Here is a 22,217-nt window from a genome sequence, read left to right as displayed (position 1 = left end):
CTGGGATTGGTAATGATCTCAGGCCGGATGAATAATTTATTGACCGAGCACGTCATTGAAAAACGAGAGGGTTTTTGCAAAGGCATCGCGGGCGGCATCCGCGTGGTAAGAGGGGCGTGTATCATTGAAAAAAGCGTGTTGTGCCCCCGGATAAACTTTATAGTTAAATGATTTCTCCGCTTTTTTCATGTTTTCCACAAACTGTGGCAGACCGGCATTAATGCTCTCATCCAGTTCGCCGAAAAAGCCGATGACCGGACATTCAATTTTGGCAATCCTTTCTTCATCCGGAAAGCGGCCGTAAAAAATGACTGCCCCGCCCAAATCCGGAACTTCCGTTGCCAAAAGAGCGGAAAGGGCACCCCCCATGCAGAAGCCGACGGATCCGATTTTTTTGACGAGACGGTATTCCCCGGAAGAAAGGAACCGAACCGTCGCTTTTAATTGAGCAATGAATTTCGGGAATTTTTCCAGGCTGCCAAACACATTTTGAAACGTCTCGTCAATTTCGCTGCGTACCGCTTCGGGCAGTTTTTTCAACTCCGCTTCACGCTTTTCCGGACTGTGCCAGGCCGTTGGCGGAATTGTATTCAGAAACTGTTTCACCTTTGTGATGCGCTCATTTGTCATCGAAGGCGGACGTTGTCCATTTTCGGCAAACAAATCGGGGGAAACGGCCAAATAACCTGCTTTAGCAAAACGCTCAGTCACGTCCAGGATGTGTTCATCAGTCCCCCATATTTCCTGAATGACGATGATCGCCGGGAGCGGGCCTTCAGCCAGTGCCGGCCTGGCGGTGTACAGTCGGTACGTTTGATCACCATCTTGAAATTGAATCCATTCCTTATGTAAGCTCATGCTAGCACTCTCCTTAAAGTAAGTTATTCTTCCTTCTATTATTTCAAACTTTCCTTCGGTTTGCCACTAATTCGGGAGATTAAATATTTATTTATAAAAAGGTTTGCTTCACAAACAAAGATTTTTCTCTTATAAGAAATACAACAACAGGATGAATTTATCCGAAATGAAAAAAACAAGTCAGCCGATCGGTGCCGTCTTTCATCCAACAAATGGATTGCCCGCAGCTCATCCGCCAACCCCGTTTCTGCCGGTCGGAAAACAGCGTATTAGACGAAGCGATCCGGGAAAATGATCACAAAACAATGAAATAAATGCGAAAAACCTGATTCGAGGTTAAAATCAGGTTTTTCCGCAAGGATGTCTATGGCAACTTCTTCAGAAATTCCCTCATGAATCCGGGAAGATCAGGCCATGCATGGGCGGAGACCAAATTTCCTTCAACATGTAATGGTTCCTTTATATATTGTCCGCCTGCACTTTCAACTTCAGGACGGCAAGTGGTATAGGCGGTCAACTGGCGTCCGCGCACGCTATCCGGAACGACGCTGAACACGAGCGCAGCATGGCAAATAGCCGCAACAGGTTTATTTGTTTCAAAAAAATGTTGCACGATGGCCGGTACTTCCTTTTCGAGCCGGATATATTCAGGCGCTCTTCCGCCAGGGATGACAAGACCGTCATACTCAGCCGGGTTAATTTCGGAGAAGGAGGCATGCGCATCCAGACCGTATGCTAATTTTTCCGTGAATGTATCCATCCCCGGTTCAAAATCATGGACCACCGTTTGCAATTTCTTTTTGGTCGGAGCGGCAATCGTGACTTCATGTCCTTCCTCAAGCAGCCTGTAATAGGGGTAAAAGATCTCCAGCGCTTCGACCGCATCGCCGGACAGAATCAACACTTTGGCCATGTCAATCCCTCCATTTATTTCGTTCCATTTCATTACTACGATGTCGGTGTCCGATTTTCCTGCAACACTCAAATTATCCTATTGACCAAGTGGTCGATGGGAATTAAAATGGATTTATCAATCGTGTTGACCAAGTGGTCAATGGAGGGGATATACGAAATTGAATGATCTTTACCAGCAGATTCCTGCAGAGAAAAGAGAAAAAATTCTTCAGGCGGCGATTCGCGAATTTGCGGAACGCGGTTATGAAAATGCATCAACCAATCGGATCATCCAGGAAGCCGACATTTCCAAAGGACTGCTGTTTCACTACTTTGGCAGCAAGAAACATCTTTTCCTGGCTACCTTTGACCATTGTGTGCAGCAGTATATCAGTCAAATGAAGGAGGTGGTTCCGGCATCAGCGGACTGGCCGGATGACATTTTCGACCGGATCCTGTATCTGGGAGAAATCAAGTATCGTTATTTTTTGCAACAACCGCTTCTTTACTCTTTTTTGCTTTCGGCTTACAACGAGATTTTGGCAAAGTTCCCGCGCGAGGCGGAGCAAAGCATCGCTTATTTCCAAAAGATTGCCATGCCGTTTCTGATGGAGGGAGTCGATTGCTCGAAATTCCGCGAGGATCTGGATGTGGAAAAAGCGATTTACCTGATCTTTTTAAGCTTGAATGCCATTGCCCAGCAACTGGTGAAACAGGCTTTGGAACAGCCCGGGAAGGGCCTCGATCAATGGGAAGAGTTGTTTAATGATTACAAACAGATGCTCGATATCCTCAAATACGGCGTTTACCGAACCAGCGAAAAGGCTTGAACAGCCAGGCTGAGTGATTTGGGTGAATATAACCATACAGATTGGGGACGTGAATAGTGATGAGCTATGTTCTTCGCTTTGATGAGATCGATCGCCACTGTTTGCCGATGGTCGGCGGAAAGGGTGCGAATCTGGGGGAAATGGCCAAAGCGTCACAACAGAGGCCTATCGCCAGTTTATCGCCAAAAGCGGGGAGTTGGATGAATGGCTGGACGCGTTAAATCGCTTAAAACCGGAACAGCTTGATGAGATCCGCATGTGGGGGGAGAGAATCCGCAACCACCTGCTTGAGCTTCCGTTAACGGAGGAAATACAATCGGCAATCGTCGGAGCTTGGGAGGCGCTGGGCAAAGAGCACGCTTATGCCGTCCGCTCCAGTGCGACCGTCGAGGACCTCCCAACTGCCTCATTTGCCGGGCAGCAGGAAACATATCTGAATGTAAAAGGGGAAGAAGCACTCCTCGACGCCGTCAAAAAATGCTGGGCGTCCCTGTTTACCGATCGGGCCATCACTTACCGGGCCAATAACGGATTTGACCATCGCTCCGTCTTCCTGTCCGTCGTCGTTCAGCAGATGGTTTTTCCGGAAGCATCCGGCATTATGTTTACGGCAGACCCAGTCACCGGACATCGGCGCACCGTTTCCATCGATGCCGGATTTGGTTTGGGAGAGGCGCTCGTTTCCGGCATTGTGACGGCAGATTTGTACAAAGTCCGGGACTATGAGATTATCCAAAAACAGATTGCCAAAAAAGAAAAAGGGGTTTTTCCGGTTCAGGAGGGCGGAACGGAAATCCGTGAACTGCCGCCTGAACTTCGCCAGGAACAAGTGCTCCCGGACCACAAAATCTTGGAGTTGGCGGAACTGGGACGAAGAATCGAAAATCATTACGGTTCCGAGCAGGATATCGAGTGGTGTTTGAAGGGCGATGAACTCTATATTCTCCAAAGCCGCCCGATTACTTCCCTCTATCCGGTCCCTCCGTCAAAGAATGGCGAATATTGCGTCTATCTTTCGGTTGGCCATTCGCAAATGATGACCGATTATATGAAGCCGCTCGGGATCTCGGTTTTTCAATCGCTCATTTCCCTTGATGATGTCACCTCTCAGTTTCCTGAGGTGGGCGGGCGTCTTTACTGGAATTGTTCCGGTTTCCTGTTCCTGAAGCCGGTTCAACGAAAGATTCTCAAAAGCACGGTTGCCGATGATAACCTGGTGGCGCTGAAAAAAGTGATCCAAAGCGAAGATTTTCAAAAGCTGGCACCAAAGCGGGGCGGGATGCGAAAAGCATTCGGTACATTGAAATTGATGTTGGGCCTGTACCGGAAGATCATTCCCCGGTTGATCCAGATTTGGTATTGGGAAGATCCGCAACTCGCGCTGAAAAAGGCCTTTGCCACATATGAACAGGATTTGGCCCGGTTCAGACAGGCATTGTCCCAACGCACCGGATCGGAACGGATTCGGTTGATCCGCGATCAAGCCGTTTTTGAGACGATCGTCGATCCCTTGGCCTACACCTATGCCGGATTCATTGCCTTGCCGGTCATCAATAGAAAACTGAAAAAATGGCTGGGAGAAGAATTGAGCCCCTCCATTCAAAAGTCTCCACCCGGAAACATCACCAGCGAAATGGGGCTGGCGATCGGGGATTTGGCAGATGCGGCCAGACCTTATCCCGAAGTCGTCCGGTACCTGGAACAGGCAGAAGACCGCACGTTTTACGAGGGGTTGAGCCGGGTGGAAGGCGGTGACGCATTCCGGGCGGAATTGGAGCGGTTCATGGAAAGATTCGGCATGAGGGCTCCCGGAGAAATCGACATTACACGGGTTCGTTACAGGGAAGCGCCCACCATGCTCGTCCCGTCCATTCTCAGCCATATGAGAAGCAATGCCCCCGGAGAGCACCGGGAAAAATTTAAAAACGGAGAACGGGAAGCCCATGAAGCGATTCAGGACTTGCTTAAACGGGTGAAGGAGCGCTGCGGCAACAGGAAAGCGAAAAAAATGTCCCGGCTCATCTCTCTTTACCGAAATACAGTGGGCATCCGTGAACTGCCCAAATATATCATGATTCGTTATTTCTCTCTTTATCGGGAAACCATTTTGGAAGAAGCCCAAACCCTTGTGAAAAAAGGGGTGTTTGAGCAGAAAGAGGACGTTTATTATTTGCGGCTGGACGAATTGATCGCCTTGCTGGAAGACCGCCTGAAAAAGGATGAAGTTCATGAACGGATCCGTTCCCGCAAGGCATCGGAAGAGATTTACCGAAAACTGACTCCTCCGTTCGTCATCACCAGTGAAGGGGAAACATTTTCAGCGGTCATCCGCAACGAGCAGGCACCGCCTGGGGCTTTGGTCGGCATTCCTGCTTCCGCGGGTGTTGCGGAAGGCTATGTCAAGGTTGTTCGCAGATTGGAAGAAGGAAAACTGAACAAAGGAGACATCTTGGTCGCTCCCTACACAGATCCCGGTTGGACGCCCTTGTTCCATTCGGCCAAGGCACTTGTGACGGAAGTCGGGGGCATGATGACCCACGGTTCCGTCGTGGCCCGGGAATACGGCATTCCCGCCGTTGTCAGTGTGGAAAATGCGACCCGGATTCTGAAGGATGGTCAGTATGTCCGTGTGGATGGAACCAACGGATATGTGGAGATCCTTGATGAAAATAATTGACAGGAATCCCCGCTGATTGCTTTCCGTTTGATAAATGATTGTTTACCCCGCCAGCATCAGGTGGGGTAATTTTCTTGATCATGCCGGATTACTCCATTTTTTGAAGGATGCGAAGAAGCTTGTGGATTGCGTAGTCCAGATCAATCCTTTCATCTTCACCAAGTTGATTGATCCGGTTGATCAGCAAAGAATGTATATCTTCCCACCGCGTTTTCACCAGGTTTTTTCCTTTTTCAGTCAACATGAGCTTGACATATCGCCTGTCGCTGACATCCTGCCTTTTGATGAGATATTCCTTTTCCTCGAGCTTATTGACCAACGGGGTTAATTGCTGTTTGGAAATATTGATGTTTTTGGCCAATCGGGTCATCGAAATTCCGTCTTCAATCGGGAACAGTTCCTCCAAAATGTGAAATTGCAGATGGGTTAAATCGGACTGTTTTTTAAGATTTGATGCATTCTGCAATGCAGGTTTGAACAGCTTGTCCTGAAGCAAAGGAAGAAGCTGAATAATATTAGCTGCGAGTTGTTCGGTTTTGGCAGGCACCGCTCAACTTCCTTTCCTCTGACTCTGTTGACAATCAGTCAACGATAATTTATGATTGAGTTGATCAGATGGTAAATAATTATTTATTTTTTATGGGATTTATCGCACTGATCAAGGGTTAAAGGTTAATTTATGTTTACTGTTTGTGCAGATGAGAAATAAGGAATGATTTCTTAGTTTACCACAATAGAGCAGGTTGTTCCATGTGGGGCAAATTTCAAGTGAGAAGGAGAGATTTTCAATGCATTTACCAGGGTTGAAGTTCGGAATTTATCCGCTTGGTGTGGCCGGCACGCCCGCCGGCTTGGCTGTCGGGCCTGAGGACGACTATGAGCAGATTCAACTTGCGTTAAAACGTCTTCGGGGAAAGGCAAAATCACTGTTGCCCAGAATGTATCTCGTTTATACAGGACCGGCTGACACGGATGAGAAACTTTTATCCATTGTGGATAAATATGTACGGTCGGGATTGATCGGAGACTTGACGGTAGGTTCTTTGGCTCCGGACATAGAGATGGAGCGCTGGCTCGGGCTGATCCGGAAAATCATCAGACAGTACGGTTCCGAGATCGCTTCGCTGCAAATTACCAATGAACCCAATTTGACCTTCATGGACGGAGCAAATCCGAATATTGTGCAAATGTTGGTGCAGGGGGTTATTGCGGCAAAGGAAGAAACACAAAAAGCCAATGTGGGAGTGAAGATTGGTTTTGGCTCCGTACCGGACAACGGCCCAAAAACGGCTGCTGATTTCTGGGAGAAGTTGGCCAGGATCGGAGGGGAGACATTTACAGATTCATTGGATTATGTCGCCCATAATTTTTATGTCGATGTATTTGAAGAGCCACTCTCCGCAGATGAGATTCCCGGTTCAGTAGAGCGCTTGCTGCGTCGTTTGCGCGAAGTGAATCTCAGAACAGCCGGAATTCCCGACACCATCCCGATCCACATCGCTGAAAACGGATGGCCCACCGGCAAAAATCCCTTTACCGGCCATGACCGAACTTACGAAAGGCAGGCTGAAGTGCTTGAGCTGATCATCCGCACCGTTTATCAATTGCGCCATGAACTCAATATTACTCATTATAAGCTCTTCGGCCTGCGGGATGCGGACAGTTCCAAGGATGATCTCTTTCATCAATTTGGCATTATGCGGGATGATTACACGCCGAAACCGGCATTTCATACATTCCAACGTCTGGTGCAGGAGCTGGGGGAATAAGAGAAAGGCAGGAATGCAATCGAGGACGTCATAGGGTCCTCGATTTTTTGGTTTGCGGAAATTTCTTGTGAGCAAGAAACAATTCCATGAATTTGTCGAAACGTTCCGGGTCTTCCAGGCGTTTAAAGCCGAATTGGGCGTACAGGCCGTGCGCATCTCTTGTATATAACGTAAATTGATGAATATCTGCCAAACAGGGGCAATTGAGGATGGTTTCAAGCAGCCATTTTGACAGACCCTGTTTGCGGTGTTCCGGGAGAATAAAAACATCCGCCAGGTAGCCAAAAGTTGTATAGTCGGTGACCACACCGAATCCTGCCTGATTGCCGTCTGTTGTATAGAGCCCAAAACAGAGAGAGTGGTTTATGGTACGTTTGATCTGTTCCAGTGTGCGGTTTTGCGCCCAGTAGGATTGATGATTGAGAAATTGCTGTATAACAGAAAGATCCAACCGTTTCCGGTCAGTGCTGATATAGTATTGCCCCTTTTCCACGCGATAGGGCCGGGTGAGATCCATCTGTATCACCTTCGCTGGATTGTTTTTAGTAGAAATATGTTTTTTATATCTTACTGTATTGAAACCTTTGAAAAAACAAAAATAAAAGAGAAGTTGCTACGATTTTTTACATCATTTTTGACAGGCTGTGACGCTTATCCGATTTTTTCAGTGCAGACAGATAAATGCCGCCAGCGATGAGCAGTGCCCCCAGATAGAAGTTCCATGAGAGTTTTTCCCCTAGGGTGAATGCCCCCAGCAAACTGCCGACAATCGGTTGGATGAAGAAAAAGAGCGAGCCGGTGGCAGCATCCACATATTCAAATCCTTTGTTCCAGAGATAAAAGGCGAGAGCAGTCGAGATGATGCCAATGTAGAGAATGCCGATCCAGATCCAGAGACTGTGGGGAACGGTAAACGGATGGTTCCGGTATTCCCAGACGAAGAACGGTGCGGTAAATATCACCCCGAATGTGTTTGCCCAGAAGGTAACGGTCAAAGAGGTGTAGGTGACGGTTTTGAGTCGGGATAAAACGGTGTAAAGCGCCCAGGTCAGCGCTGCGCCGATCAGAGCGAGATTTCCTGCAAAGGAAGGGGATGAAGCGGTGAGCCCGGTCAGGTCGCTGACGATCAGCACCCCGATCGTCGCGAGGAGAAGGGCACTTGTTTTGGATAAGTTCAATTTTTCTTTCAAGATCCACCATGCGAACAGGGAGATGAGGGCAGGGGAAGCGGAGGTGATCAATGATCCCATCGCCGCACCTGACAGGTGAGTGCCGATGAACTGCAGTCCGATTGAACCTGTATAGCCGACGAGCCCGATCAGCGCAAACAGCCAAAGATCCCCGGGTTTTACCCGCCATTCCCGTTTGCGGAGAGCCCATAGCCCGAGGATGAACAGGGCGATCACAAATCGCCATTCCAGTAAAATCCACGAGGGAATGCAGGCCAAAACCACCTTGCTGACCACATACATCCCTCCCCAAATGGCAGCGGCAGCCGATAAACACAGGGGCCCGAGCCAATGTTTCAATATTTCCACTCCTTTTGCCAATCCACCGTCAAAAACGAGGTGGATTTGTATGATGATCATGCGTGCTATATAATGGATATGATGTGCTTCATTGCTTATCCACGAAACGGATTTGCGATAACTGCTGTTTGACCTGTCCGCGGATCGCTTTCAGGTAGACTTGATATAATCTGGCTTGTTCCTGCTTTTCCTGGTTTGTCAGTCCTTCTGCTTTTTTCTTGCGGGCCAGCTCATTAATGCGCTGGATCAGTTGTTGATCGATCATTTCGAATCACTCCTTCTAAGACACTTTACCCAAATCTCTGTTTTTGTGCAAGAACTTGAGAGGATGATGGTTTTTACTTTATGAAAGCTTTGATCTATGCGAGGGTCAGCACCAAAAAAGAGGAACAGGAAACAAGCCTGGAAAGGCAAATCGAGGAGTTATCGGAATGGGCGCGGGAATTAAACATGGAGACTGTTCAGACCATCGCGGAACAGCACAGCGGATTTGACCTTGATCGCCGGGGGCTGTATGAAATGCTGGAGGCGGTCAAAAAAGAGAAAATTCAGGCGCTTCTGGTTCAGGATGATACAAGGCTCGGCCGCGGAGAAGCCAAGCTGGCGATCATTCACCAGTTGTCCCGTCACAATGTACGCATCTTCTGCAAACAACAGGGAGGGGAACTGGAACTCGATGCCGGCGAATCGACCGTTCTCTCGATCATCGCCAAAGTTGAAGAATTGCAGCGCAAAATGATGAACCAGAAAATCAGCTGGGGCATGCGGCGGGCCATTCGGGAAAAAGGATTTAATCCGGCCAAAAATCTGAAAAACCAGGGGATGGGAGGAAGAGAGAAAAAAGAAGTGCCGATGGAGCAAATTGTGGCCCTGAAAGAAAAGAAACTGACGTTTGAAGAGATTGCTGCCACACTAAAAGGATTTGGCTATGATGTGTCCCGTGCGACCGTTCATCGCCGTTATCAGGAATGGAAGAAAAAGTTGGAAGAAAGAGATGGCAGAATCAACGATAGAGTTGGAGGAGTAAAGGATGGCAACGATTCAATGGGAACGTTTTGAAAAGTTAACGCAGACTCCCGGTGCGCCGGGGTTTGAGCATGAAGTGAGAAAAATCATGCGTTCATACATATCCGAATATACGGGAGAGATCATCCAGGACCGGCTGGGCGGCCTTTTCGGGGTGAAAAAAGGTGATCCAAACGGCCCCAAGGTAATGGTCGCCAGTCATATGGATGAGGTTGCCTTCATGGTGACCAAAATCACCAGCGAAGGATTTCTGAAGTTTCAACCCCTCGGCGGTTGGTGGTCCCAGGTGATGTTGGCCCAGCGCGTTGACGTGATCAACCGCTCCGGCAAGCGCATTCCGGGGATCATCGGCTCCATTCCGCCTCATCTTTTGAGCGAGGAGCGAAGACGGAAGCCGGTGGAAATCGGGCAAATGTTTATCGATATCGGAGCGGAAAGCGAAGAAGAAGTGAGAGAATGGGGGATTCGCCCCGGGGATGTTGCCGTTCCTCATTTCCCGTTCGTGGAAATGGAAGGTGGGAAACGCTTGCTGAGCAAGGCCTGGGATAACCGGTTCGGCTGTGGCCTTGTCCTGGAGCTGCTGGACGGCTTGAAACATAATCATCATCCGAACGTGATCTATGCCGGGGCCACAGTGCAGGAAGAAGTCGGTTTGCGCGGCGCAGGAACAGCAGCCACGTTGATTGACCCCGATATCTTCTTTGCAGTCGATTCCGGACCGGCCGGCGATATTCCGGGCGTGAATGACGGCTTTGGCAAGATTGGAAAAGGAGTGGTTATTCGGCTTTACGACCGTTCCATGATCACGCTTCCCGGGATGAGGGACTTTTTGCTCGATACGGCGGAATCGGAAAATATTCCATACCAGTTTTTCGTCTCCCAAGGTGGTACAGACGCGGGCAGGGCGCATCAGACGGGCATCGGGATTCCCTCGGCAGCGATCGGCATCTGCGCCCGCTATATCCACTCTCATGCAGCAGTTGTGGACAAAGAGGATATCGAAGCGGCTAAAGCATTTGCGATTGCTCTGATGAAGCGGTTGGATCGCGCTGCCTTTGAAGCCATTTTGCCCCGTTAAATTGAAAAGACCAGATCGGAAGGCAATCATTTTGCCGCGATCTGGTCTTTTCTTTTCTCCGCACGATTTTCTTAACTGTTTCCCCGGTTTAACAAACGCATTCCGTTGGTGATCAGGGAATGGAGAGATGGGTCATCCTGCCCCAACTGTTCCAGTTCATGTTGGATCCGGTCGGCGAGAAGGCGGTAAATTCCTTTATCCCTGCAAATTTCAAGGATTTCGAGGCGGAGGAGCCAATCGCCGGGGCAGATATCATCCAGGGTTCGGGCAATTGAGGGCAACGCCTCAACCGATGTTTTGCCTTCGCGGATTTCACGCACCGCCTGGTATAAGTGATCCAGGGTAGAATAGGAAGGAACCGGTTCCTCATCCAGCTTCGGCTCTGCTTCATCGGCATAGTATTTTCCAGGATCAGCAGCTCCGGCAAACACGGACACAATCTCCCGGCCAATTACGAGATCGTATTCGCCCCAATCGGGATGAAAAAGCGTCTCGCCTCTGTAAGTGACTGTGCAGTCGGTCAGGGTGAGCAAAAGCGGATGGGAATGTTCTTCGATCCTGTCTGATACTCTGCCGGTTACCCGGAGACCGCTTTCCCAGTGCCAGTCGATGGTACTTCCCGGCTCCCCGCTTCCATTTTGCTTCACTACTCTTCCGATCGGCGCACCGAATCCGGAAGCATGGCGTTTCGTACCCTGACGGGGTAATTCGTTCCCATGAAAGGCGAGAGCGGTCGGTCCTGTCGTTTTCATGTAAACCGCTTCTCCTCTGTCGTCCCGGATCATGTGTGTAAACACGCCGCTCACTTGTAAACCGGTGTTGTACTCCACCGTTGCCACATCGCCGGAAGCGATCGCTTTTTGCAGTCCTTCCGTTCCGCCTGTGCGAAAAGCCATGCGCGCCGAGAATGTTTCCACCGCATCAATCAGTTGCTCAAAATCCCGGCAGACGAACAGCTGCGGCTGCGGTCTGGTGACATCATAGTCCGTCGCGATGCATGTTTCCAAATCAAACGGAAGTTTTCTGACCTGATCGGAAAGGCAATGCTGCCCTTCGCCGATCGACGAGAGAAGGCCTGCGCCGTAAATTTTGGGATTGTCGCAATCACCGATCAAACCGTATTCCACTGTCCACCAGTACAAGCGGGAAATGAGCGTTGCTTCTGATACGGTTGTGGCGGCGGCCCGTTTTTCCTGCAGTTCCTGTTCGGCTTTCCTGATATCATCGGGAGTGGATTCAGGATTTTCCATTACCTGGGTTAACCGTCTCGTTGCCTGAAAAACCTCGTTTTCTTCCCTGCTGGCCAACGCTTTGGCACCGATTTTCCCAAATGTTTTCACATAACGGGCATAGGTCTCATCGCTGAGAATGGGTGCATGTCCGGCTGCCTCATGAATAATGTCCGGAGCAGGCGTATAGGCGATATGCCCCAATGTGCGAATGTCGGTGGCGATGGGCAATAAGCCGTTCGCCTGAAATTCAAAAAAGGCCACCCCGGGAATCAAGCCGTCAATCGGGACAGCGCCCCAGCCAAACGGGGACAGGCATTGATCCATTTCTTCAATGCGCGGAATCCGTTCGATTAAAATGCCTGTTTTCGCCAATCCGTCCTGGTATGCGGCATGAGCCCGCTCCTTGAAGAAATGAACGTTTTGCCTCATTACATATCGCCAAACGGCCTGATCGATCGGAGTATAGCGTTCATATTTTTGCCGGGCGATATAACGTTTCAGGTGAGGCGGGATTTTCTTCGTTTGCAGTGAGACAAAACTCATGGCATTCACTCCTTTACAAAATAAAAAAAGCTCCGTCACCATAGGGACGAAAGCTCCGCGGTACCACCCTATTTGACAAATCGCCTGATTTGCCCACTTTTATGGTTGCCTCATCTTTGACGGCAAGTTGTAATTCACCGGCAGGGCACCCGGGTTTGCACCAACCCACCCGGTCTCTGTTTGCTGTACGTACTGACGGCTACTTTTTTCTTGCAGATGAGAAAATATACGGTTTTCTTTATTGCTTTTAAGCTTATACGCTTTTAAGCGATAAAGTAATTGTAAATAAGCATGCGTATTTTGTCAATCCTGTTAAAGAATTTTCCAGTATGACACAACCTTTAGGCAATGAATTCAGTTATAATGTTTTCGTTGGGAGGTGAGGCAGTGAAGGAACGTTCATACCATGCTCCATATGGGAAGCGGGAGCTGTTGGATGGCGCATTCCGCATACTGCGCCGTCATCTGAAACCGTACTGGTTGTTGTCATTTTTGGGGAATCTGCCGTTTGCCCTGTGGTTTAACTGGATGGATGTGAAACAGATGGTTTCTCCAAGCGCAGTATCGGCAATGGAAATGATCGGCGTTGAAGTTGCCGAAATATTGGTTTTTCTCCTTTTTCTTTACCCATTTTTGCAAAATGCAATATATCAGTCAGTTCAAAGCGGGGAAGCTGGCCTCCGATTTTTGTTTCGCGCCGCCTGGCGAAACGGTCGAAAAGTGTGGCTTGCCCAGCTGATTTTATGTTTGTTCTATTTTGCCCTTTTTTTGGTGATCATCGGGATCATCGGTGTTCCGATTGCTGTTTTGACACAATCCGGCGCGGATGCGGATTTTTCGGTCTTAGCCGCTTCTTTTGTTTCTTTCCTGGCCATTTGCGTGCCGGGGCTTTATTTCTTTGCCAAATTTTCTTTTGTCATCCCGGTGATCCATGAAGAGGGAGGGACGGTCCTGGGGTCCCTGAAGCGGAGTTGGTCTTTGACAAAAGGCTCAGCGGGGATGATCGCCTTGCATATATTTATTCTTTCCTTCATCCTCTCCATTCCTTATCTCGTGCCCGCGGAACTGTACGGAGTGGCCGTTGTGTCATCGCCAGACTGGCTGCTTTTGACCGTTGTGTACGGATATCAATTGCTCATCGCGCCCTTCCTTTATCCGGTGATCCCGATTTATCTGGCATTGGTTTTTGTGAATGAACGAATCAAGAAAGAAGGGCATGACATTTTGCATCACCTTTGATGGGGGTGAGTGTTTATCGCTGCAGATTTTGAGAAGGCCCACCGGCAATTGGAAGAGATTTTGGCAAAGCCCGAATACGGCAGGCAAACCACGACTTTGCCGCAATTTCACCTTCCCGGCTGGATGAATTCGTCTTTGCTGGAAGACACGATGCTGGGAATTTTCATTCTCTTCCTCTGTTGTCTGGTTCTCGGTATTGGATGGATTTTGCTCCGCTATTGGATGAAGCGGGTGAAAAAAGGACCGGTCCATGAAGAAACTCCGGAACAGGAGATCCCTTGGCTTGAAAAAGCAGAGCGTTATTCCGGTCTGGGCGATTACCGTTTCGCTGTTCGCGCGTTATATCATTATGTGTTGTTTTATACATATAAACGGCGGAAATTGGAAGAACTCCCCGGTCAGACCAATGGGGAACAACGGGATCAGATCAGTCAAACGTGGCCGGAAAAAGCGTCTCTTTTTTGCCGGCTGAGCCAGCGGTTTGATGAAATCTGGTATGGACACATGCGGATTGAACCGGCTGAATATGAGCGCTATTTAGAAGGTGCGATGAAGTTTGCAGAGAGTGGGAACAAAGATGCGGAAGAATAAAATCGGGATTGGAATCGTCTTGGCCATCATTGCCTGCTTCCTCGCCGGTCTGATCTGGCTTGAGTGGTCGAATGTCGCGGAAAAAGTTCCTTGGTCTTCGCAAAACCCGGAACCGACAGGGGTAAAAGCATTGTCGGAGTTTTTGTCTGAACGGGGTGTTCCGGCGAAACCGCTGGAAACCGAAAATAACCTGCCCTCCGGTTCCGGAAATACGTTGATGTTTGTCAATCCGCAAACAAATAAACCGAATCCGGAGCGCCTCCGCGCATTGCTGAACTGGGTGAGCCGGGGAAACCAGGTGGTGTTATGGTCTGCTCCTGATTCGGATTGGAGCAAAGCTTTCCGGTTCTCGGGGCAATCCTGCCGATTCGGTGAGGAGTATGTCAGGGTAAAACCGCAATTTCATCAGGAATGGCTGGACGAAGTTCAATTTCTGAGCTGGAAAAGTGCCACGTGCATTGCTCCCAGACAAGGAATTATTCCGGTTCTGAAGGATGATCAAAACCATCTGTTGGTTGGGTATAAACAGTCAGGTCAGGGGCGGATTGTTTATGTCCCGGACCCCTCGATAATCGCAAATAAAAATATTGATAAGGCCGATCACATTGCCCTGTTGCTGTGGATGGTATCCAATCCCTTTCAGAAGGCGGTTTGGTTTGATGAAACGAGTCACTCCTTGCTGGGACAAGGTGAAGCACCCTCCACGGAAACGGACGAGCTGCCTCCGATTCAGGATGAAGGGATCCCGGAGCCGTCGGCAGTCACTTTTTTGGCCGCATTGGGGATCAACGGCGGATTTGTGCTGGTGCAGATCGTTTTGCTGACACTTTTATGGCTGTTTGCCCGCGGAAAACGATTTGCTTCTCCGCGAATGGAACAAGTGGTCGAAAAACGCGATTCGATGGAATATATTGATGCAATGTCCAGATTGTATCGCCGTTCCAATCTGAGAATGGAAGCACTGCTTTTTATGAAGGAGCAGTTGCATTTGGCGATATTGCAAAAACTGCGGATGCGGGGGCATGAATCGGAAGCGGAGTTGCTGCATCAGCTGGAAGTCGCGATGGGATCGGAATTTCGTCGAAACTATGAAAACATTGCCCGCCTGATTCAGGATGCAGCCGATGCAGACCGAAAACTGACCTCCTACATTTTTGTGGAGTGGAGTCGGACATTACGGAAATTGAGAAAGGAGATTGAGCAGTGGGGAGTTACGTCATCAACGTTGACCGCATCCAAAAGGTGAGCGAACAGGCGATGCAAGCCATCAATCAGGTTGTGCTCGGACAGGAAGAGAATATCCGTTTTCTGTGGGCCAGCTTTTTGGTCGGGGGACATGTCCTCTTGGAAGGAGTTCCGGGACTCGGAAAAACGTTGCTCGTCCGGACGCTGGCCCGAATCGTCGACTGTTCCTGTTCCCGTCTGCAGTTTACTTCGGATCTGATGCCCTCCGATGTGACCGGAACCAAAGTGTATGATATGCAATCGGGAAAGTTTACGTTTCGGAAGGGCCCGATTTTTGCCGATATCCTGATTGCTGATGAAATTAACCGTACACCGCCGAAAACGCAATCGGCCCTGTTGGAAGCGATGGAAGAAAAACAAATCACAATTGACGGGGAGACTTACACCTTATCTCCACTCTTTTTTGTCGCCGCAACACAAAATCCGATTGAATATGAAGGTACGTATTCCTTGCCCGAGGCGCAGTTGGATCGCTTTGCCGTCAAGCTGGTTGTCGATTATCCGGAGGAAAAGGAGGAGGAGCAGTTGCTCGCCGGCCACCGGATCGGGGGAAGAGAAGAAATAACCTTGAAACCGATCGTCGGGATGGAAGAGATATTGGCGATACGTAATGACTTGGAGCAAATATCTGTTGATCCTTCGGTCGTTCAATATTTGTTGCAAATGTTGCGCGCCACCCGCCGACATCCCAAAGTGATGCTGGGGGCCAGTCCGCGTGCGGGCCTAGCCATTCTGTCCCTCAGCAAGGCGGAAGCTGCGATGAGCGGACGGACCTTTGTGACACCGGACGACGTAAAGAGATTGATCAAACCGGCGCTCAGGCATCGCATCCTTTTATATCCTGAGGGGGAACTGGAGGGATGGAAAGCGGATGATGTTTTGGCAGAAATTATGGAAGCTTCAATGGTTCCAAGGTAGAGCGGTCATCCCGGCCCCCCGCTTTCTGCGGCTGGTTTTTTTCAGTGTTTTGATCACCGGATTTGGTGCTTGGTGGGGGCTTGGCGGTCTGTTTTTCCTCCTTTCAAACGGAATCCTGCTCGGGCTGGTGGCGATCGAATTGCTCCAATTAAGGAAAATGCCGAAGTTCGGGGGGGAACGGGAAGCAAAGGCTCTGTTTGAACTCGGAGAAGAGAATCAGATCCGCCTGTCGCTCCATGCTTCAGCTCCCGCGGTCGGAACGATGTGGGTGCGGGATGATTTCCCCCATGGGTTTTCGGTCAATCAGCGGACATTTCAAATCGAGTGGAAAAGAGAGACAGAACAGGCGATTGTTTATACGGTCTGGCCACATCGCCGGGGAAAGCATTTCTTTCACGATTTGCATGTGCGCATGGAAAGCAAATGGAAGTTGTTTCATTATGAAGAGCGGATTCCGGCGCGGCTGGCCGTCGATGTTTATCCCCGTTTGGAACCGGTTCGCCGGGTAAAACAGGGATTCTACCGGAGCATGCCCGCCTCTGAAGGGCAGCCGATTGCGCGGGTTTTTGGCCGGGGACAGGAGTTTTCCCATATCCGGGAATACCGTCCGGATGATGATCCGCGCCAAATCAACTGGATGGGCACGGCCCGGCGCGGCAAACTGGTCAGTAATGTCTATCAGCCGGAAACAGGGCAACAGGTTGCGATTTTTATCGACTGCGGACGGTTGATGGGGGTGCAGAATGACGGGGAATCCCGTTTGGATCGCGCTTTGGAAGCTGCTTTGGGCTACGCGGCGATTGCCCTGGACCGGGGGGAGCAAGTGAGTGTGATCGCTTTTTCAAACCGGATGTTGCGGATGATTCCGCCGGGAAAAGGGATGGCCTATCTCAATAAAATCATTGAAGGCGTCTATGATTTAGCGCCGGATGATGTCGAGTCGGATTACTTGGCTGCATGGGAGGCGGCCGCCCCTTTCCTGAAAAAGCAGACCTTGGTCACGTTGTTTACCGATGCGGCAAACGTTGCTTTTGCCGATTCGTTGTACCGCATGGTAACCCTGGCGAAAAAACGCCACCTCGTTTTGACTGTTTCGATGCAGGAACCGAAGTGGACCGAGATTTTGCAAAAAGAACCGATTCATGAACTGGATGTCTACCGGCAAATTGCCGTGGAGGAACTCATGTCCGAACGGAAAAAGGCGCTCACACGATGGAATCATAAGAAAGTGATTGCCCTCGATGTTGAACCGGAGCGATTGGCAAGCAGCGTCATTTATTCTTTTCTCGACATTCGCCGTCGCATTTGGACGTAAAACAAAAGCCTGTTCCCGATTTTGCGGGAATGGGCTTTTCCGTTAACGGCAATCGAAATCGGAAGCGGAGTATGGCTCTCGTAGACAAAAACCGCCCGGTTTTCCAATGGGGCGGTTTGGCCAACATCATTTATTTTTTATGAACGTAAATTTCTTTGAATGTTCCGGGTTTATTGTTTTCATCATAATAAAATACGAATTCAAGTTGATATTTTCCTTCTTTGTATTGAAAGTAAATCCCGTCCTCCCCGTAAACGACCTGCTCAGGTTTTCCGGCTGTTTCTTCTACGTCGGTGACCGTGATGTTCTCCAGTCTTTGATCAAAAGAAGTAATCCAGGTGACCCGGTTGTTTTCGAGTTGAAAAGATATTTTTCGATCATTGTAGTAAAGATATGCTTCATCTGAGCCTTGATCAGGCTGTCCCCAAACCTTTTGAATGCAAGTTCCTTTTGAACCGATGCCAAATCTTTCACTGTTGATGGTTTTTCCGTGAGAAGCCAGCTTAACCGTTTTGGCGACAACCTGTTTCGGGCTTTCCGACAAGGCTTTCATTTGTGCCCCTGTTGCAGCATGAGCGCCGGCAATGGAGGTCATGAAAATGGTTCCGGTTACAAAAACGGAGAGTAAAATCAGCTTTATCAGCCTGTTCATGCAACTTCCTCCTTTTAATGCTGTTCAAATATATATTCGTAACGAATGGGGAAATTACTTCTATTTTAATTGAGCGGAGGACAAAAAATATTAAAAACAGATAGGATTATCGCTTTATTAATAGAAAATTACTAAATAGACATCTGATTATATGACAAGTGTGGAAGGATTTTGGCCTGGGTGAAGCGGCAGGTTCTTCGTTTGGTGGAAGCAGGAAGGAGGGGAGAGGAGATGGGGTTGGATCCAAGTATTGTAAAGGAGCTGATTCGCATCACGGATGAGGAGCGAGTTTTGCTTTCGCTCGATGAGCGTTACACCTATGCGTTTGATGCGTCTTTTGGAACCTATCTTCCGGATGTTGTCGTCTTTCCACAAAGCGCGACGGAAATCGCGGAAATTATGAAGCTGGCCAACCGGGAACAAATTCCCGTGACGCCGAGGGGAGGAGGGACTTCCCTCAGCGGCGGCCCTCTTCCCGTGGCCGGCGGGATCGTCCTGGCGATGACGCGGATGAATAAATTGCTCAGGATTGACCGGGACAATTTAATCGCCTTCGTCGAGCCGGGGATTACGACGGCAGAACTGCAAAGGGAAGCGGAGAAAGCAGGGCTCTTCTACCCGCCCGACCCCAGCAGTTCCAACGTTTCGACAATCGGTGGGAACCTGGCCGAAAATTCCGGGGGCCCCCACGGGCTCAAATACGGGGTGACCAAGCATTATGTTATCGGGCTGGAAGTGGTTACCCCGCAGGGAGAGATCATCCGCACCGGAGGGATGACGGTCAAAAATGTAACCGGATATGATCTCACCTCCTTGATCGTCGGTTCGGAAGGAACGCTCGGCATCATTACCAAAGCGGTTCTCCGCCTTATTCCCAAACCTCCGGCCCGTAAAGCGCTGATGGCCATTTTTGATGAGATTGTCGATTCCGGGCGGGCCATCAGCGGTATCCTGAAAAACGGCATCCTTCCGGCAAAGCTGGAGATGATGGATCAAGCCTCGATCCGGGCCGTGGAAAACTATCAACCGTCGGGGTTGCCGCTTGATGCAGCAGCAATTCTTCTGCTGGAAGTGGACGGGCACCCGGCGGCGGTTGACGAGGAAATCCGAAAAGCAGCGCAAATTTGCCGGCAATATGCAGCCAGGGAGGTGCGGCTGGCCGCGGATGAAGCGGAACGGGCGGAACTTTGGAAAGCGAGAAAGCTGGTATCTCCGGCAATCAGTCAGGTAAAACCGACGAAAATCTCCGAGGATGCGACGGTGCCGCGCAGCAAAATTCCGGAGATGCTGGAGCGGCTCAGGCAAATCAGGGAAAAGTACCAGCTCCATCTGGTCGTGTTCGGGCATGCGGGAGATGGAAATTTGCATCCCAATATTATTGCCGACAGCAGGGATCGGGATGAGATGAAGCGGGTTGAAGAAGCTGTTGCAGAGATTTTCAAAGCCGCGGTGGAATTGGGCGGAACCTTGTCGGGAGAGCACGGCATCGGAACCATGAAGCCTGCCTTTATGGAGATGGAGCTCGGTTCCGCCGGTCTGGATATGATGCGCCGCATCAAACAGGCATGGGATCCGAACAATATTTTGAATCCGTTTAAAATCTTTCCGCAGCCGGGTCAAACGCGGGTGGTGTTGACCGAGTGAATGAATGGCAAAAGCTCCTTCCTCATGATGAGACATTCAAGTGTGTCAAGTGCGGGTATTGCCTTCCGGTTTGCCCGACATACAAGGTGTTGGAAAAAGAATCAGCCTCACCCCGCGGCAGGATCGCCTTGGTAAAAGCGGCGGCGGAGGGGAAAATCGATGTGTTGCAGCATCTGGCCGGGCCGATTGACCTGTGTCTGGGCTGTCGTGTCTGCGAAGTGGCCTGTCCGGCGGAAGTGAAGTACGGCGTAATTTTGGAAGGCGCCAAACAGGCGATTCACGGGGCCAAACAGGAGAAAAAAGCGGAAACGCCGCTGTTCCGCTGGTTGGAGAAACTCATTTTTCAGTGGTTGTTTCCATATCCCGGCCGTTTAAAAGCACTGAGTGGGATACTGTGGTTTTACCAAAAGACGGGGTTTGCCAGATTGGTTGAAGTCTTGGGGTTCAGCCGGTTCTTGCCATACCATTTGGGGGAGTTTGCTGCGGCGTTGCCTGCGGCCCCCTTTCCTCTCTCTTTTTTTGGAAGGAAAGAGAGGCTCGCTCCACGCAAGGGGAAAAAAGCCCGTGTTGCTTTTTTTACGGGTTGTATCATGGACTCGCTCTTTTTTGAGACGAACCGAAAGAGTATCGAATTGTTAGCCGCAGTCGGATGCGAAACCATTCTGCCCAAAGGTCAAACCTGTTGCGGGGCGCTTCATGCTCATGCAGGTAAAATCAGTCAGGCCAAGAAGCTGGCCAAACGCAACATCGAAGCGTTTGAAAGGTCCGGTGCCGATTGGGTGGTTACCAATGCGGGAGGATGCGGAGCAATGCTGGCCGAGTATCACCACTTGCTGTCGGATGAGCCGGAATGGGCGAAAAGAGCGCAGGCCTTTGCCGCAAAGTGCCGGGATCTCAGTACGCTGTTGGAGGAATGCGGGCCGCTCCCCTTTAAGAAGAAGATTTCCTGTCGTATTACCTATCAGGACTCCTGCCATCTCAGAAATGTACAAAATGTTATTTCCGCTCCCCGAAAGTTACTTCACTCCCTTCCGGGGGCCGAAGTGGTTGAACTATGCGGAGCCGGGGAATGTTGCGGTTCAGCCGGTATTTACAATTTGATCCAATATGAGACTTCCATGAAGGTGCTCGACCGGAAAATGGAGGCGGTCAGAGAAACCGATGCGGAGATTTTGGTCACTTCCAATCCGGGTTGTTTGCTGCAGATGCGTCTGGGGATCAGGAGGGCCGGTTTGGAAAACCGGATGAAAGCAGTCCATCTCGCCGACTTGCTCCATGAAGCCTGCACGGGGGAATAAGTGAGTGGCAGGAAGATAACTTTTCATTCTATGATTAGAAAGAGAAGGAGGAATGAAGCAATGGATTTGGGATTAAAGGGAAAATCAGTTCTGGTTACAGCAGCAAGCAAAGGACTGGGGAAGGCAAGTGCACTTGAGTTTGCGCGGGAAGGTGCCAAGGTGACCATCGCGAGCCGCAACCTGGAAGAACTGAAGCGGGCGGCGGGGGAAATTGAATTGGCGACAGGGCAAAAAGTGACTGTAGTACAAATGGATGTGACGCGGGAAGAAGATATCGAGCGGGCGGTGAAGACGGCAGCGGAGGCCGGAAACGGTCTGGATGTGCTTGTGACCAATGCCGGTGGTCCTCCGGGAGGGACGTTTGACGACTTTGCCGATGAGGCATGGATGGGGGCATTTGAACTCAATTTGCTCAGCGCGATCCGGCTCATTCGGACCAGCTTGCCTTATATGCGGGCCAAGGGAGGCGGAAGGATTGTTACGATCACTTCGACCTCCATCAAACAGCCGATCCAGGGGCTGATTTTGTCCAATACGATCCGTGCCGGGGTAAATGCCCTGACGAAGAGTTTGTCGGTGGAACTGGCCAAGGATCAAATTTTGGTCAATACAGTTGCTCCCGGACGGATCGCCACAGACCGCGTAGCCGAATTGGATCAGGCCAAAGCCGAAGCAAGCGGGAAATCCGTTGACGAAGTGAAAGCGGAAATGAGCGGACAAATCCCGCTCGGCCGGTATGGACTGCCTGAAGAATTCGGCAGGGCCGTAGCTTTCCTCGGTTCCTTCGCCAATACCTATATTACCGGCCAGGCTCTGCTCGTTGACGGCGGAATGGTCAAAGCGCTTTAAGCAACACTGAGTGAAAACCCTTCCCGCTTG

General features: G+C 50.1%; 23 protein-coding genes. 15 read left to right on the top strand and 8 right to left on the bottom strand.

Annotated features, from left to right (window positions below; genetic code table 11):
- Nucleotides 1-36: 36 nt before the first annotated feature.
- Nucleotides 37-858 (bottom strand): dienelactone hydrolase family protein, encoded by an 822-nt coding sequence (locus JG50_RS0116995; protein ID WP_033102295.1) that lies wholly within the window; start codon nucleotides 856-858, stop codon nucleotides 37-39.
- 166 nt (nucleotides 859-1,024) lie between these two features.
- On the opposite strand from JG50_RS0116995, the gene JG50_RS20935 reads away from it, so the two are divergent.
- On the top strand, nucleotides 1,025-1,153 hold the full coding sequence (locus JG50_RS20935; protein ID WP_258560257.1) for a hypothetical protein: 129 nt from the start codon (nucleotides 1,025-1,027) through the stop codon (nucleotides 1,151-1,153).
- 69 nt (nucleotides 1,154-1,222) lie between these two features.
- Here JG50_RS20935 and JG50_RS0116990 read toward each other — a convergent pair whose 3' ends face one another.
- On the bottom strand, nucleotides 1,223-1,771 hold the full coding sequence (locus tag JG50_RS0116990) for a DJ-1/PfpI family protein (RefSeq protein ID WP_033102294.1): 549 nt from the start codon (nucleotides 1,769-1,771) through the stop codon (nucleotides 1,223-1,225).
- 160 nt (nucleotides 1,772-1,931) lie between these two features.
- On the opposite strand from JG50_RS0116990, the gene JG50_RS0116985 reads away from it, so the two are divergent.
- Genes JG50_RS0116985 through JG50_RS18460 form a run of 3 tightly spaced genes read left to right on the top strand, consistent with a single transcriptional unit; the run spans nucleotide 1,932 to nucleotide 5,259 of the window.
- Nucleotides 1,932-2,582, top strand: a complete 651-nt coding sequence (locus JG50_RS0116985; protein ID WP_033102293.1) for a TetR/AcrR family transcriptional regulator — start codon at nucleotides 1,932-1,934, stop codon at nucleotides 2,580-2,582.
- A gap of 59 nt (nucleotides 2,583-2,641) precedes the next feature.
- Entirely contained in the window at nucleotides 2,642-2,803 is a 162-nt protein-coding gene (locus JG50_RS20790; protein WP_235281729.1) for a hypothetical protein, read from the top strand.
- Complete coding sequence (locus tag JG50_RS18460; protein WP_235281727.1) at nucleotides 2,779-5,259, top strand: phosphoenolpyruvate synthase; 2,481 nt, start codon at nucleotides 2,779-2,781, stop codon at nucleotides 5,257-5,259. Before JG50_RS20790 ends, JG50_RS18460 begins: the two co-directional genes overlap by 25 nt.
- An 88-nt stretch (nucleotides 5,260-5,347) precedes the next feature.
- Here the strand turns inward: JG50_RS18460 and JG50_RS0116975 are convergent, their stop codons facing one another.
- Entirely contained in the window at nucleotides 5,348-5,806 is a 459-nt protein-coding gene (locus JG50_RS0116975) for a MarR family winged helix-turn-helix transcriptional regulator (RefSeq protein ID WP_033102292.1), read from the bottom strand.
- Nucleotides 5,807-6,047: 241 nt separating this feature from the next.
- Between JG50_RS0116975 and JG50_RS0116970 the strand changes: the two genes are divergently transcribed.
- Nucleotides 6,048-7,028, top strand: coding sequence for a glycoside hydrolase family protein (locus tag JG50_RS0116970; protein ID WP_033102291.1), 981 nt, complete (start codon nucleotides 6,048-6,050; stop codon nucleotides 7,026-7,028).
- Nucleotides 7,029-7,056: 28 nt separating this feature from the next.
- On the opposite strand, the gene JG50_RS0116965 is transcribed toward JG50_RS0116970, so the two are convergent.
- From JG50_RS0116965 to JG50_RS19580, 3 genes are all read right to left on the bottom strand, one after another.
- A complete protein-coding gene (locus JG50_RS0116965; protein ID WP_052154444.1) occupies nucleotides 7,057-7,545 on the bottom strand; it encodes a GNAT family N-acetyltransferase in 489 nt (162 codons plus the stop codon).
- Between the two features lie 106 nt (nucleotides 7,546-7,651).
- Entirely contained in the window at nucleotides 7,652-8,557 is a 906-nt protein-coding gene (locus tag JG50_RS0116960) for a DMT family transporter (protein WP_033102290.1), read from the bottom strand.
- A gap of 88 nt (nucleotides 8,558-8,645) precedes the next feature.
- Nucleotides 8,646-8,822, bottom strand: coding sequence for a DUF896 domain-containing protein (locus tag JG50_RS19580; protein ID WP_081944021.1), 177 nt, complete (start codon nucleotides 8,820-8,822; stop codon nucleotides 8,646-8,648).
- An 80-nt stretch (nucleotides 8,823-8,902) separates the two neighbouring features.
- On the opposite strand from JG50_RS19580, the gene JG50_RS0116955 reads away from it, so the two are divergent.
- On the top strand, nucleotides 8,903-9,616 hold the full coding sequence (locus JG50_RS0116955) for a YneB family resolvase-like protein (RefSeq protein WP_052154443.1): 714 nt from the start codon (nucleotides 8,903-8,905) through the stop codon (nucleotides 9,614-9,616).
- Nucleotides 9,588-10,661 carry a M42 family metallopeptidase gene (locus JG50_RS0116950; RefSeq protein ID WP_033102289.1) on the top strand — a complete coding sequence of 358 codons (1,074 nt, stop codon included), beginning with the start codon at nucleotides 9,588-9,590 and terminating at the stop codon, nucleotides 10,659-10,661. The genes JG50_RS0116955 and JG50_RS0116950 overlap by 29 nt, the downstream gene beginning before the upstream one ends.
- A 71-nt stretch (nucleotides 10,662-10,732) precedes the next feature.
- Here the strand turns inward: JG50_RS0116950 and JG50_RS0116945 are convergent, their stop codons facing one another.
- Nucleotides 10,733-12,436: an aromatic amino acid hydroxylase gene (locus JG50_RS0116945; RefSeq protein ID WP_033102288.1), complete on the bottom strand. Its 1,704-nt coding sequence runs from the start codon at nucleotides 12,434-12,436 to the stop codon at nucleotides 10,733-10,735.
- A 387-nt stretch (nucleotides 12,437-12,823) separates the two neighbouring features.
- Between JG50_RS0116945 and JG50_RS0116940 the strand changes: the two genes are divergently transcribed.
- From JG50_RS0116940 to JG50_RS0116920, 5 genes are read left to right on the top strand one after another with little or no spacing between them, the layout of a single operon-like run.
- Complete coding sequence (locus JG50_RS0116940; protein WP_033102287.1) at nucleotides 12,824-13,675, top strand: hypothetical protein; 852 nt, start codon at nucleotides 12,824-12,826, stop codon at nucleotides 13,673-13,675.
- Nucleotides 13,676-13,684: 9 nt separating this feature from the next.
- A complete protein-coding gene (locus tag JG50_RS0116935; RefSeq protein WP_033102286.1) occupies nucleotides 13,685-14,266 on the top strand; it encodes a DUF4129 domain-containing protein in 582 nt (193 codons plus the stop codon).
- Entirely contained in the window at nucleotides 14,253-15,512 is a 1,260-nt protein-coding gene (locus tag JG50_RS0116930) for a DUF4350 domain-containing protein (protein ID WP_033102285.1), read from the top strand. The genes JG50_RS0116935 and JG50_RS0116930 overlap by 14 nt, the downstream gene beginning before the upstream one ends.
- Complete coding sequence (locus JG50_RS0116925) at nucleotides 15,470-16,429, top strand: AAA family ATPase (protein WP_309485183.1); 960 nt, start codon at nucleotides 15,470-15,472, stop codon at nucleotides 16,427-16,429. The genes JG50_RS0116930 and JG50_RS0116925 overlap by 43 nt, the downstream gene beginning before the upstream one ends.
- Complete coding sequence (locus JG50_RS0116920; RefSeq protein ID WP_033102284.1) at nucleotides 16,383-17,744, top strand: DUF58 domain-containing protein; 1,362 nt, start codon at nucleotides 16,383-16,385, stop codon at nucleotides 17,742-17,744. The genes JG50_RS0116925 and JG50_RS0116920 overlap by 47 nt, the downstream gene beginning before the upstream one ends.
- A 130-nt stretch (nucleotides 17,745-17,874) precedes the next feature.
- Here JG50_RS0116920 and JG50_RS0116915 read toward each other — a convergent pair whose 3' ends face one another.
- Complete coding sequence (locus JG50_RS0116915; RefSeq protein WP_033102283.1) at nucleotides 17,875-18,396, bottom strand: DUF4309 domain-containing protein; 522 nt, start codon at nucleotides 18,394-18,396, stop codon at nucleotides 17,875-17,877.
- A 231-nt stretch (nucleotides 18,397-18,627) separates the two neighbouring features.
- On the opposite strand from JG50_RS0116915, the gene JG50_RS0116910 reads away from it, so the two are divergent.
- Genes JG50_RS0116910 through JG50_RS0116900 form a run of 3 tightly spaced genes read left to right on the top strand, consistent with a single transcriptional unit; the run spans nucleotide 18,628 to nucleotide 22,187 of the window.
- Complete coding sequence (locus JG50_RS0116910; protein ID WP_033102282.1) at nucleotides 18,628-20,040, top strand: FAD-binding oxidoreductase; 1,413 nt, start codon at nucleotides 18,628-18,630, stop codon at nucleotides 20,038-20,040.
- Nucleotides 20,037-21,338 (top strand): (Fe-S)-binding protein, encoded by a 1,302-nt coding sequence (locus JG50_RS0116905; RefSeq protein ID WP_033102281.1) that lies wholly within the window; start codon nucleotides 20,037-20,039, stop codon nucleotides 21,336-21,338. The genes JG50_RS0116910 and JG50_RS0116905 overlap by 4 nt, the downstream gene beginning before the upstream one ends.
- A gap of 60 nt (nucleotides 21,339-21,398) precedes the next feature.
- Complete coding sequence (locus JG50_RS0116900; protein ID WP_033102280.1) at nucleotides 21,399-22,187, top strand: SDR family oxidoreductase; 789 nt, start codon at nucleotides 21,399-21,401, stop codon at nucleotides 22,185-22,187.
- Nucleotides 22,188-22,217: the final 30 nt, after the last annotated feature.

The organism is Thermoactinomyces daqus, from assembly GCF_000763315.1.
Classification (GTDB): Bacteria; Bacillota; Bacilli; order Thermoactinomycetales; family Thermoactinomycetaceae; genus Thermoactinomyces_A; species Thermoactinomyces_A daqus.
The sequence above is the reverse complement of the archived record's forward strand: the minus strand, read 5'-3'. Positions and strand labels throughout refer to the sequence as shown.

Coding starts and splice junctions, on each gene's coding strand:
- JG50_RS0116995 (WP_033102295.1), bottom strand. CDS start 858: ATGAGCTTACATAAGGAATGGATTCAATTTCAAGATGGTGATCAAACG.
- JG50_RS20935 (WP_258560257.1), top strand. CDS start 1,025: ATGAAAAAAACAAGTCAGCCGATCGGTGCCGTCTTTCATCCAACAAAT.
- JG50_RS0116990 (WP_033102294.1), bottom strand. CDS start 1,771: ATGGCCAAAGTGTTGATTCTGTCCGGCGATGCGGTCGAAGCGCTGGAG.
- JG50_RS20790 (WP_235281729.1), top strand. CDS start 2,642: ATGAGCTATGTTCTTCGCTTTGATGAGATCGATCGCCACTGTTTGCCG.
- JG50_RS0116970 (WP_033102291.1), top strand. CDS start 6,048: ATGCATTTACCAGGGTTGAAGTTCGGAATTTATCCGCTTGGTGTGGCC.
- JG50_RS0116965 (WP_052154444.1), bottom strand. CDS start 7,545: ATGGATCTCACCCGGCCCTATCGCGTGGAAAAGGGGCAATACTATATC.
- JG50_RS19580 (WP_081944021.1), bottom strand. CDS start 8,822: ATGATCGATCAACAACTGATCCAGCGCATTAATGAGCTGGCCCGCAAG.
- JG50_RS0116955 (WP_052154443.1), top strand. CDS start 8,903: ATGAAAGCTTTGATCTATGCGAGGGTCAGCACCAAAAAAGAGGAACAG.
- JG50_RS0116950 (WP_033102289.1), top strand. CDS start 9,588: ATGGCAACGATTCAATGGGAACGTTTTGAAAAGTTAACGCAGACTCCC.
- JG50_RS0116945 (WP_033102288.1), bottom strand. CDS start 12,436: ATGAGTTTTGTCTCACTGCAAACGAAGAAAATCCCGCCTCACCTGAAA.
- JG50_RS0116930 (WP_033102285.1), top strand. CDS start 14,253: ATGCGGAAGAATAAAATCGGGATTGGAATCGTCTTGGCCATCATTGCC.
- JG50_RS0116920 (WP_033102284.1), top strand. CDS start 16,383: ATGATGTTTTGGCAGAAATTATGGAAGCTTCAATGGTTCCAAGGTAGA.
- JG50_RS0116915 (WP_033102283.1), bottom strand. CDS start 18,396: ATGAACAGGCTGATAAAGCTGATTTTACTCTCCGTTTTTGTAACCGGA.
- JG50_RS0116910 (WP_033102282.1), top strand. CDS start 18,628: ATGGGGTTGGATCCAAGTATTGTAAAGGAGCTGATTCGCATCACGGAT.
- JG50_RS0116900 (WP_033102280.1), top strand. CDS start 21,399: ATGGATTTGGGATTAAAGGGAAAATCAGTTCTGGTTACAGCAGCAAGC.